Source organism: Paenibacillus kobensis NBRC 15729, from assembly GCF_004000825.1.
Taxonomy (GTDB): Bacteria; Bacillota; Bacilli; order Paenibacillales; family Paenibacillaceae; genus Paenibacillus_T; species Paenibacillus_T kobensis.
The window spans coordinates 338115-350140 of record NZ_BILZ01000001.1 but is presented as its reverse complement, the minus strand read 5'-3'; the positions used below and the strand labels follow the sequence as shown (position 1 = coordinate 350140).

The window sequence follows — 12026 nt, the reverse complement described above, 5'->3', positions numbered from 1 at the left end:
CATCAGATGGACGAGCTTTTTTGCTTATTAGTTATATCGAAGGATCATTCGTTCTTGTCGACAAGGAATTACAACATTTTTCTAGAATAGTTTATTCTTATTGAGTAGGTGTAGAGGCATAAGAGGCGAAAGGAGCCGACATAGGATGAACAAGATCCTTATTATTGGAATTGTAGCTAGCGGCAAGACAACGTTGGCTAAGAAGCTGGCGGGCGACCTGCATATCCCGTGGTATGAGCTCGATGCCATTGTCCACCAGCAGACTGCTGCAAGACGCTATAAGCGTACACCGGCAGAACAAATGGAAGTCATTCAAGCTATCGATCAAATCGGAGAATGGATTATGGAGGGTACGGATCGGGACTCCTATCAGTGTTTATACGAGATGGCAGATACGATCATTTTCTTGGATACGCCATTGCTGAAGCGAAGAATAAGAATCTTCACACGGTTTCTGAAGCAAAAGCTTGGGCTGGAGAAGTGCCACTATAAACCGGATTATTCCATGCTGAAGATGATGTATAGATGGACGCAGGATTTCGAACGTAATCGGGATCGGTTCGAGGCGAAGCTGCAGCGGTTCGAGCCGAAAGTTGTTCGATTAACGGACTCGAATGATCTAGATATTATCCAGAATAGGAGGAGCTTTTCTTGAAAAACTCGATTATCGTACAAATTGAAGATCCAAACAGCACGGATGCGGCACGACTAATGAATGCACTGTCGGATACACTGCAATCCATAACCGGCGACAGCGGACGCAACTCCTTCGACGTGCAGGATGTCTCCGTCCCTCGTTCCTTATTCGTCCTTGCGCGAGATCAATCCGGAGAGGCGATTGGCTGCGGGGCAATACGGCCGATCAATGACCGTGTCGCAGAAGTAAAGAGAATGTACGCCGGGTCGAAGGGGGCGGGGGTAGGAAGTGCCGTATTATCTTATCTGGAACAGCACGCTGCTCTTCTCGACTATTCCGAGCTGTGGCTGGAGACACGACTCATTAATCAGAGAGCGGTATCGTTCTACGAGAATAGGGGATACCACCGAATTGCGAATTACGGCAAGTATGCGGGCAACGAAGAGTCGGTATGCTTTGGGAAAAGATTGGCTTCGAACAATGAGGTGGACGAGTGACTATTTTTCATTTTATAACCATAGAAGAGTGGAGTAAGGCCCAATTGGATAGTCTTTACACTCCGCATAGTCTTGAGACGGACGGGTTCATTCACTGCTGCACGTCGGATCAACTAGACGGAATGGCGAAACGGTTGTCCAATGCAGGGAACAATCTGCTGCTGGAGATCGATGAAGATTTGGTTGAACCGCAGGTTATTTATGAAGACTTATATGGATTGAATCAATTGTTTCCGCATATTTATGGGGCATTAAACCTGAATTCAATCCGCCATATTCATCAAGTTGAGTGAAACGAATGAGAAGTTGCCCCATAAGTCGATTAGAAAATGACTTTTTCGGGCAGTCTCTTTTTTTTATGAGAATACTAGTTCTACCGAAACGCAGAAAGGTAAATAATAGTTTTATATGGTAAAATAGGCCTATGACCCTGCCATTTTGTGGTCGAATTTTGCAGCAGAAAGGATAGGTTCTCATCATGTCGAAGCACGAACAAGCAGTGCCTTTAGTAAAGCACGATTTTCATTTTGATCTACAGCATGTCGATGCGGAAGGGGAGTACACTCTCCAGATCGGACTCCGCGACTACCCGCTTAAGCGTCATAATGAAGACTCGATCATGAAGACGAGATCCAATCGTCCATTCTATCGCTTCATTCCGGAAGACCGTCTTACTCACTATGCCGACGAACTAGAGCTGCCGTCCGATCTGGTCGGATTAATGACCGTCACCCAAAAAGTTCAAGTCGACGGACAACTGCTCGATCTGCCGGTTGCGATGTCCGTTCATATTCCGGATGTAAGCTTTCAAAAGATGCAGTCCGCTGCAGCCAATCAGGCTGCGAACGGGTTCGCTCATCCGAAGCTGGAGCACTACGGCGTTGATTCAGCATTGCTTGCGGGGATAAACGAGCCGCAGCATCCATCATCGTTGCTCGTGCAAGCGTTCACCTTCAAAGAAGCGCGCGAAACGGCAATCGCGTTGTTATTTCAGCACCCAGGCTTGCTGCATCTGGACGGCAGTTCGGAATATCCGGCTTGGGTCCACGAACATCTATTGAATCAGAACCCGTACATACAGGATCTTGCTCTAGCGATTTATCAATTGAAGGACAAGTGGTCGGAATGGCAGACGGTCCTGGATGAGAACGGCGAGCCATATAAAGATCCGGACGACGACAGTAAGCTGCTGTACTCCCGCAAGCTGCATCCGTCTGTCCAAGCGGCAATCAGCGGCCCTCTGAGCTGGGCGCTTAATAAAGCGCAGGATGCGAAGCAGCTGGAAGGGCAAATGTGGGAGTCTCATTACGGTGTAACCTCGGATAGCTATGGTGCGGAAGCGGAGCATGTCAGCCGTGCTGATCATACGCCGCTGCAAGCAGGAGCCGTGAAGGACGATTCCGTTCGCTGGGGCGTGAAAGGAGCTAAAACATCATGGGGCATCTCGGTCGGCGATCCCATCATGACCGACATCAAAGACAATAAAGTGTTGAACGTGACGGGTTATAATCGACTTGCCCGCCATTTGTCTGCGTACGTTGAATTTCTTAATCCGAACGGCGAACGAATTAATCTGACCGATGAGCAGTGGGATCAAGTGTTGGATTCGACGCTCCGCAGCATTCTGCCGGAGAAATTTTTCGAAACGTTCGAGCCCCGCAAGGAGACCCGTTTCATTGGGACAGTAGGACCGGTAACGACCGTTTGCGGCATACCAATCGGCATGTTGATGCCTGATCCTACGCATTTCTCTCTGCCGCTGCTCGATGATCATATCTCGACAGTCCGGATTTTGTGGGGCGGATTAGGCTTTAATATTGCGGATGTGCTAGAAGATCCGGAAGTCCGGTGTGCGCTCGTCGGCGCATTGTTAACGGTCATTGTGGATATCATTGTGCCGATCGCGATTCTCATCATTGGCTCATCTTCTGTCACGAACAAGATCGTGAAAGAGATCATGAAGGACAAGGATACGCTGAAGGACATTATCATCATCGGGATGATGATCGCCACGGGCAAAATTCTGTATGACCTTGCACATGACCGCAATATCATTAATGCGGTGGCGCCATGGATTGGAATGGTGCTGCCGAAGCTGCTGATAACGAAGCTGGGGCCTTACCTTCTGGAGAAAATGGGCGAAAGCGCACTCGGAAAGTTACTCGGGCGTGTACTGCCGGGAGCCGATGTCGCGATGCAAGTTTTCAGCGTAATTACGACAGGTGCACAGCTTCTCGAGACGACGGTTGCTTGCTTATCGACACAAAGCATCTACAAGACGGACTTCACCCGTACGATTGATTTGAAAATAAACTTGAAGCCCGACCCGTCGACACATAAGTTTCCGGACCTTGCAACGAGTTACCGGATTGCCGTCGTATACGATACGAACGTCAACGCGCCTGCTGTCGATCATGATTATGACCTGTCGGGGCCTACGCGCAGCGATCCGTTCTCGGTCACGTTCAAAGATGTTCCTGCTGCCGGCAATTTGAAAATCTTTGTGTTCTTCTATGCGAAGAACGGGTGGCTCGCCGGTCAAGGCGAGAGCGAATGGATGAAAGCGGAGGGAACGAACGGGCCGCTGCTTACGACAGGAATCCAGATCAAAACCTATACGGTACCGTTGACGATCGACTCCGTCTACGAGCATAAGCAGAAGATCGTTTACCGCGATGGCAAACCGGCATGGGAAGCGACGGCTTCGGCGCCGAAGCAGACGATCAAGAACAACTCGGTCGATCCAGAGCATGCAATTGACGTTATGAATGGACATATTACGACGGCTCAGCGTCCTGCGATGATCGGTTACAGCTGGAAGGCAACCGGATTGCATCTGCCGGCCGACCGTCCCGGCGCGCCGATATCGGATCAAACGATGTATACGGTTCAAAATATATCCTCGCTCCAAGAGCCGTCTCGTTCGCATTGGCATCCAGAAGTCGGGTATAGACAGCCGAGTGGAATCGTATATGATGCCGCTAGTGCAGAAGACGCGAGCGGCCGCAATTTCTACATCGATTCCTCGAACGGGACTTATGATAAAGAGGCAAACCGCCGGGGCGGATTCCATCTCCGCAAGTTGGTATTGAAGCACGATCAGCTGCCGCAGGCGGACGGCAACCAAAGCTGGGGACGGTTTATCAGTCCGATTGACCGGTTCGTTGTTCATCCGCAAGGTTATGTGATAGGCATCAATTATACGATAAACAAGCTCGAGATTCTTCAGCTTCCGAAGACGCCTTCGAGTGACGAGCAAGCTACTTTTGCCGTACCGGCTTCCGGAGAGGGGATCCGTGATGGTCTCATTAACGGACCTTGCGGAATAGGCTGCGCTCTTGACGGACGCATTCTCATATTGGAAAGCATCAACAATCGGGTCCAATCGTTCGATATTCACGGCAATCCTGTGAAAAGCTTCGGCCAAGAGAGCAAAGAACGCTCTTGGTTCCCGCTCGTCGATGAATCCGGCAAGACGAATTACCTCGATCTTGCGGTTGAAGCGAAGGGATATATCTATGTGTTGTCTTATACAGGCGGCGGGGACAATCCGGACAACTATCATCTGGATATCTATACGCCGGACGGATCTTTCCTTGTCCGGACGAAAGGGATCGCCGCATCCAAAATTACGGTCGATCTGATCCGCAATATTTATACGCTGAATTACGAAACGATCTATGCTCCAAGCGGACGACCAGAGCCGTCGGTCAGTCTATGGATTCCGCCTGCGCCGAGCAAGTCATAAGGAGGAAGCAAATCATGGAAGCTAATCTTAATATCGATCTCAACCCCAATGAAATTCCGCTGTATTTCGTATCCCGGGGATATATCCGGCTGGCGACGGCAGTGGGCGTTGATCTTCACACCCGTTTCTTCATATGGGGTGACAAATATTTGTCGCTTGTCGGCTCCAATAAAGTGTTGTTTGCTGACCGGCCGAACGATCAAGATCAATTCTCGGTGTACGGGACAGGCGGAGTCTATTACCTGCGTGCTTCGAATGGAAGATGGGTCAAGTTCCGTGACTGGAAGGATCATATATTTGAAGGCTTCACGGTCTCCACACGAGAAGAAGCTACGCAGATTGCGTTGAACTACGAATCGCACAACGAACCTGAGAAAGGATACGTGTTCAAAGCCGAAATAGACGGCACGCTGCAATCTCTCTTCGGCTTCGCGCTGCCGACCGTACCGGAAGGATTCGTCCATTCCACAGAGCTGTCTCCGCGCTCGAATACGGAGTATACGCTTGCACCATTTGTTGCCGGACGAAGCTACAAGGGGAATAACTACAACGGATTGCCGTTCTCCGGCATGGTGATGTTCTCGCTTGATCTGACCAGCACGAGCTTCGAGCATGCCGAAATAATTCATACTTCTATGATGAAATGCAAGCTCCGTCAAGCGAAAATGAAGGGGATTCAGGCGACGGACTCTGTTCTGAACGGCAACGATTTCAGTGAATCCGATTGGAGCGAAGCCAACTTAAGCCGCAGTTATTTTGAAAGAGCTGATTTTACCCAAGCCAATCTGTCCCGCGCTACGCTGCAAGGCACGCGCTTCAACCATGCCAATCTTGAAAGAGCCGATTTGAATGGTGCCTTATTGGACGGAACGGAATTTTACGGTGCGAATCTGACGAAGGCGAGCTTGCGGGGCGTGAATTGGAGCCATGCCCGATTCGATACGAACACGTGCTTGAAGGGCGTCGATTTCAGCCATTCGGACTTGACCGGTTCGAGCTTCGCCGGTCTGGATCTAACAGACGCTATATTCCGGGGAGCGAAGCTGGACGACTGTGATTTCCGAGGTACAACGCTTGATGGCACGGACTTCTCGAATACGGATTTAACAAAAGTATTTTTTGATGAGTATCCGAAGTTTTCTTCCGAACCTGGGCGTTATACCAAGCTGTGCGGTGCTATCGTCCCGTTCCCGGTCATCAAGCGGAAGTGGAGCTTCTTGGATTTAAGCAACGCGAAGCTGACAGGGCTGCCGAAAATTTTATCTGACTCCGACAGCAAACTGGAAGCTCGAAATGCGGTATTAACGGGACTGGAGCTGCAGAAACAGACGATCCAATTCGCGAGCTTCCAAGACTCCGACCTTCGGGGAGTCAATTTCAGCAAATCCAACCTCGACAATTCAAGATTCACTGGTGCGCTCGCGGGCGGGATCGGCGACCAGCCAGCGGCGATGCTGTTCGGAGCAAGCTTGGTGAATGCAGACTTCAGCAGCGCGAATTTGACCGGAGCGGATTTCTCTCATTGCTACTTCTACGGCCACGAAGCAAGTGTTGCGAATGCGGAAATGCCGCTTGTGAAGTTCAACGGAGCTTACTTAGCCGGCATGAACTTTAAGAATGTGACCAATATGAAAGGCGCGAACTTCTCTGATGCTTGTCTTGTGAATTGCGTCATGAAGGGCTCTAATTTCTCCCCTTATTATGGCGCTAATGCTTCATTCGCCCGAGCATGCCTGCAGGGCGTAGATTTCGAAGACAGCGTGCTCTATGCGGCGAATATGAATGATGCGGCGATCGCTGACGTCGACGGGATTCTGCAGGTCACCATTGAAATTGACGATGAGCCGATTACGATGCCGGTCGTCTATACCGCAACCAGGATACCGGAGAAGGCGACGGACCACGCGACCAAATGCCCAAGCAGCCAAGCCGGTCCGTGCGTGGGAGAGAAGCTCCACAGCGATAAAGCTCCGATGCATGAATGGTCGGCTTTGAAGATTGCGCAACACGATTCGGGTATTGTATAACAATGGAATGAGACGTTGATGCGAAAGAAAAGTGCTAGCGATAGGCTATGTAAGGACTTCTATATGGATCCATCCAGAGCAGACCGATTCGGCTGCTCTTTTTCTTTTATTCAGTCGCTTACCAATATATAGTGCATTTCGCAACAAGGATTTGGTTACCAAAGGAACAATGCGATGACAGTCCAACTGTGTAAAATATGACTAGAGTTATTCCTCTGCGTTCCACCAACCGCGAAAAGATTACAATTCTTGCGCTTCGCCGTATCTATTCCAACCAAATCATGCCGAATCGCCGCTTTCGCCTTAGCTTTAATCATTTGGACTCTGAAAGGAGGTGAGTTATTTCGTAAGCTGCATGTAGGGAGAAAGAACCAACGTTTTCAAAACTTGAAAAATGAGGAGGAGTTATTCATGACGCTTCAATATTCATTGAAGCTGCAGCCGTCCAGAACGAAGCTATTGGTTGGCACGGGCGCGCTGCTATTGATTCTGGCTTGCTCGCTGGTGTTCGCGAACCGGGCATCGGCACACGGCTGGATTAACGAAAGCCGGGCGGGATTATGTAATACGGGACAGAACACGAATTGCGGCGCCGTTCAGTATGAGCCGTGGAGCGTAGAAGGCCGCGGCGACTTCCCTGAGATAGGTGTACCCGACGGCGAGATTACAGGCGGCGGCAAGTACGCCCCGCTGTTCGAACAATCCGCAACTCGTTGGACGAAGGTCAACATGACAGGCGGACCATACACATTCCATTGGAAAATGGTCGCCAACCACAGCACGAACCGTTGGGACTACTATATTACGAAGCCGGGCTGGGATCCGAACAAGCCTATCGGCCGCGATGATCTGGAGCTGTTCTGCCGTTATGAAGACAACGGTGCCATTCCTCCAATGGACGTTCTCAACGATTGCTACATCCCGAACGACCGGGAAGGCTACCATGTCATCATCGGCGTTTGGGATATTTTCGATACGGTCAACGCTTTCTATCAAGCGATCGACGTGAACCTCACGAAGAACGCTTCGCTGCCATCTACACCGCCGGCAGGCTTCCCGGGCGATCCGAACCGGTTCGGCAATATCCGCGACTGGAGCTCGATCCGTCCATATAATGCCGGTGAGCAGGTCGTGTGGAACGGATATATTTGGCAAGCTCAATATTACACGTCCGGTCAAGAGCCTGGCGTGAACAGCGTATGGAAGCAAGTGGGTCCAGTTGGCGGAACGACGACTGCGCCAGCCGCTCCAGCGGGACTGACGGCTACGGCTGGCAACGGCCAAGTGTCGCTTGCTTGGTCGCCATCGTCCGGCGCGACGAGCTACACGGTGAAACGCGCAACGACCAGTGGCGGTCCTTATACGAACGTCGCTACCAATGTAACGGCGTCGAGCTACGTCAATACGGGTCTGACGAACGGTACGACGTACTATTTCGTTGTAAGCGCTACTAACAGCGCAGGCAGCAGCGCGAACTCGACGCAAGCAAGCGCAACGCCTGCCGGATCGACGACAACGCAGCCGCCGGCAGCGCCGACAGGTCTCACGGCGATAGGCATGGACGGGCACGTTATGCTTTCTTGGAGCGCATCGACTGGCGCAACGAGCTACACCGTAAAACGTGCGACGACTACCGGTGGTCCTTACACGAACATCGCGAACGTCACGACGAATAGCTACACGGATATGAGTCTCACGAACGGCACGACGTACTACTATGTCGTAAGCGCATCTAACACAGGCGGCTCCAGCGCCAACTCGGCTCAAGCAAGCGGAACACCGACGGCTGGCGTAACGATGAACCCGCCGGCAGCGCCGGCAAGCATTACTGCAACGGCAGGCAACGCGCAAGTCGCACTCACTTGGGCAGCTTCGGCTGATGCGACGAGCTACACGGTGAAGCGCGCTACGACGACGGGCGGTCCTTATACGAACATCGCTACGGTCACGACGAACAGCTACACGAATACGGGCTTGACGAATGGAACGACGTACTATTACGTCGTGAGTGCATCCAACAGCAACGGCAGCAGTGCGAACTCGGCTCAAGCAAGCGCAACGCCAGCGGGCGGAACGACAACGCCGAGCAGCCTCGTTGTTCAGTACAAAACAGGCGATACGAATGCTTCCGACAACCAGATCAAAGCGCATTTCAACATCAAGAACACCGGCACTAGCGCTCTCGATCTTACGACGGTGAAAATCCGTTACTACTTCACGAAGGACAGCAGCTCGAACGTGAACGCCTTCATCGACTGGGCGCAAGTGGGCAATTCGAACGTGAAGGTGACGGTCGGCACGGCAACTGGAACGAACGCGGACACGTACGTAGAGATCAGCTTCACCTCCGGCTCTATCGCAGCTGGCGGTCAGAGCGGCGACATCCAAGTGCGTCTGGCCAAAGCGGACTGGTCCAACTTCAATGAGAGCAACGACTACTCCTACGACGGCACGAAAACCGCTTACGCGGACTGGAACAAAGTAACGGCGACTCAGGGCGGAACGTTGGTCTGGGGTACGACGCCTTAATATGAAAGATTTGATTCAATGAAAAAAGGCGCCTACATGGCGCCTTTTTTTGTAATGATCTGATTAGGGTGAAACCGCAACTTTTCCCATATAATGTCGTCTAATTTGTCGAATCTGATATCGATGCGCTTGGGGAGCTCAATATGACACCAATTAGATACCATTACCCGCTATTTGCCTCGCAGCATCCGCTCGAATTGTCGAAGGAAAGGTTTTTTCTAGAGGCCTCCGGACTGTCTTATGCCACGGACAATCTGGAAGCATTCCGGGAGCCTTATCATAATGAGTGGATTAAAACGAACATTCCAATGGGGTACAAGGCCATACTGGTACTTGAAAGACTTGTGTTCGTGCGAAACGGTGAGATTTTATTAGAAAACGAACCAACAGAAGATGCGCGGATCCAAGCTAACTTTAACAGGCCTGAAAGGTCGAGATATTGTGTGTACAGCAACCGGCCAATATCTTTTCCGAAATACAAGGCTAGCCTTAACCAAATGAGCCGAAATGAAGGATGGGCCTACTCGGACATTACCTGGAATAGTCTGGCGGATGCGAAGTCAAGTGCATTGGAGGCTTCACAATCGCCGGACCTTGATCTATTAATCGTTACTCGGGTTCTATGTTTTGAGAATTGGCATTAGAGGCAGGGCAGGGAATAATTGTATAGACGAGTGGATTATTTTGGGATACACTTATGCCATTTAGGAGGTGACGACCATGAAGAACTACGATCGCGGCACGCAGCTCTATGCAAAGTCTACACTATAGACTTCGGCGGTTGTTTGCATAGAGCTATACCATGATTTAATGTAACCGCCTTATCCTTAATGGTGAATCAGTTTATAGTGGGAGACTTTGCTGCCTTGAGATGAAATCTATTTTAAGGAGTAGAGTCGAACATGAAATATATGAACGCGGATATGATCCTGCCAGAGGAACTGCTTAAAGAAGTGCAGAAGTACGTGAACGGCGGCATGATCTACGTGCCGAAGTGCGAAGGAACGCGCAAGGGATGGGGAGAGAATACAGGAGGCAGGAGACTCATCCAGCTTCGTAATGTCGATATTCGCCAACAATTTGCCCAAGGCGCAACGATACCGCAGTTGATGGAGCGATACTATCTGTCCTGCGACAGCATTAAAAAAATCGTCTATACCAAACCTAAATAGAGGCTTAACACCAAGGTCGTTTCGGACTCGCTCCGATACGGCCTGATTTGGATTTTACATAGGATCTGAGATAGAGGCGTAGTAAAATTTTCCTTGGTATGTTTGAAAACACCATGACTCTTTTGACTTGGTTACGTAAATAATATTATGTAAACTAATAGACAATTCTAATTACTGATCTTACTACAAAAGACAAAAGGCGGAGATATATATGCTCAAACCGGCTTTTAACGAACAGACGATTTCTCAATTGAATGTAGTTCGAGAGATGAATGCGATATTCGCCTCAATGGGCGGTCAGCTACTGGAAGAGAAGCAAGTATACGAGCATATCGGTCGCAGCCTGCGGCCCAAAGATGTCGAGAGTATCGAATTATTGAGCAGCATTATTGCAGAGGGCGTTTGAACGGTCAGAGCCATGGAAAAGTACCGCATAATCGGCCAATGAAAAAGAACGCCCGTATGAGGTCGTTCTTTTATTTTGAATATGTTGGCAATCTTGAAGGACACAGATGGAGTGTGATAATTTGCCTTGATCGACTAGAACGATAAATCCAGGCAGGTCAGTGCCAAGCAACCTGGTTAAGCGGCGCGTTCCCTTTCAAGGAATTCTCGAACATATCGATAATAGCGAGGAAACGCTCGGCTTCGCGGTATACATGATCGGCAAGCAACGGATGGATGATGCTCTTGATTCGGCAAGCATTGATAAGATCTCGAGCCGTTTTCTTGAAGTCGCGCAGACTCGCCACAGATACGCGGTTCTGGTCGAGGAACTGGCCAAGCAACGGGCGGGTTTGCGACTGCGGCCGCATCGAACTGAGATCCTGGGCCTGCCACAGCAACTGATCGAAGTCGTGGCTGAACTCCCGGGATTGCTCAACCAGTTTGCGCTCAGACGGGTCCAGGAGATGCCCGATAAATTTGGCATGATCGGCCATTATTTTTAAGAAGAATACATTCTCATCGATTATGGCATCCGCGAGCGGCTCTAGTTGGCCATTATTCAGCTGGGCAAGGCGGTTCCGGAAATAATTCGCTTCTCGGCTTGTATGATCCACTAATAACGGGAAGTTGTTCGCCCCTGGAAGCTTGCAAGACAATATCAAGCCGAGCACTTTGCGTTTGAACACCCATATATGAGATGCGGCCGTATAAACTTCAATATTGAACTGCCTAATGGTCTCGGGGGCCGTATTCGCTTGATAAGCATGCGCCTTCGCTTCAATCTGTTCGAACAACGCGTAAAAGGCATTCGCCTCTTGGATTAATTGCGTATCCTCACATCGGAATCCGAGCTTTAAGAATAGTGAATGCTCTTTCATAATTCTTGACCAAAAACGGATTTCCTCAAGAGAACGAGCGACAAAGGCGTTCATTCGCAACCACCTCTCTTCAAAGTACACCTCTCCATAG

At 50.2% G+C, this 12026-nt stretch carries 9 protein-coding genes; 8 read left to right on the top strand and 1 reads right to left on the bottom strand.

All coding sequences use genetic code 11. The features are described 5' to 3' along the window. Positions 1-145 precede the first annotated feature (145 nt). The 8 genes from PKO01S_RS01465 to PKO01S_RS01425 all read left to right on the top strand — a co-directional run bounded on the left by PKO01S_RS01465 (position 146) and on the right by PKO01S_RS01425 (position 11016). Entirely contained in the window at positions 146-655 is a 510-nt protein-coding gene (locus PKO01S_RS01465; RefSeq protein WP_127529494.1) for a P-loop NTPase family protein, read from the top strand. Further along, positions 652-1134: a GNAT family N-acetyltransferase gene (locus PKO01S_RS01460; protein ID WP_218031442.1), complete on the top strand. Its 483-nt coding sequence runs from the start codon at positions 652-654 to the stop codon at positions 1132-1134. Before PKO01S_RS01465 ends, PKO01S_RS01460 begins: the two co-directional genes overlap by 4 nt. After that, entirely contained in the window at positions 1131-1427 is a 297-nt protein-coding gene (locus PKO01S_RS01455) for a DUF952 domain-containing protein (protein ID WP_281278821.1), read from the top strand. The genes PKO01S_RS01460 and PKO01S_RS01455 overlap by 4 nt, the downstream gene beginning before the upstream one ends. A gap of 185 nt (positions 1428-1612) precedes the next feature. Next, entirely contained in the window at positions 1613-4882 is a 3270-nt protein-coding gene (locus PKO01S_RS01450; protein WP_127529493.1) for an NHL repeat-containing protein, read from the top strand. 14 nt (positions 4883-4896) lie between these two features. Beyond that, complete coding sequence (locus PKO01S_RS01445) at positions 4897-6909, top strand: pentapeptide repeat-containing protein (protein ID WP_164779415.1); 2013 nt, start codon at positions 4897-4899, stop codon at positions 6907-6909. Positions 6910-7320: 411 nt separating this feature from the next. Beyond that, entirely contained in the window at positions 7321-9438 is a 2118-nt protein-coding gene (locus tag PKO01S_RS29220) for a lytic polysaccharide monooxygenase (protein WP_246070398.1), read from the top strand. 902 nt (positions 9439-10340) lie between these two features. Beyond that, a complete protein-coding gene (locus PKO01S_RS01430; RefSeq protein WP_127529491.1) occupies positions 10341-10610 on the top strand; it encodes a CD3324 family protein in 270 nt (89 codons plus the stop codon). 211 nt (positions 10611-10821) lie between these two features. Then, a complete protein-coding gene (locus PKO01S_RS01425) occupies positions 10822-11016 on the top strand; it encodes a hypothetical protein (RefSeq protein WP_127529490.1) in 195 nt (64 codons plus the stop codon). A gap of 157 nt (positions 11017-11173) precedes the next feature. Here PKO01S_RS01425 and PKO01S_RS01420 read toward each other — a convergent pair whose 3' ends face one another. Then, complete coding sequence (locus PKO01S_RS01420; RefSeq protein ID WP_127529489.1) at positions 11174-11989, bottom strand: DUF2935 domain-containing protein; 816 nt, start codon at positions 11987-11989, stop codon at positions 11174-11176. Positions 11990-12026 lie beyond the last annotated feature (37 nt).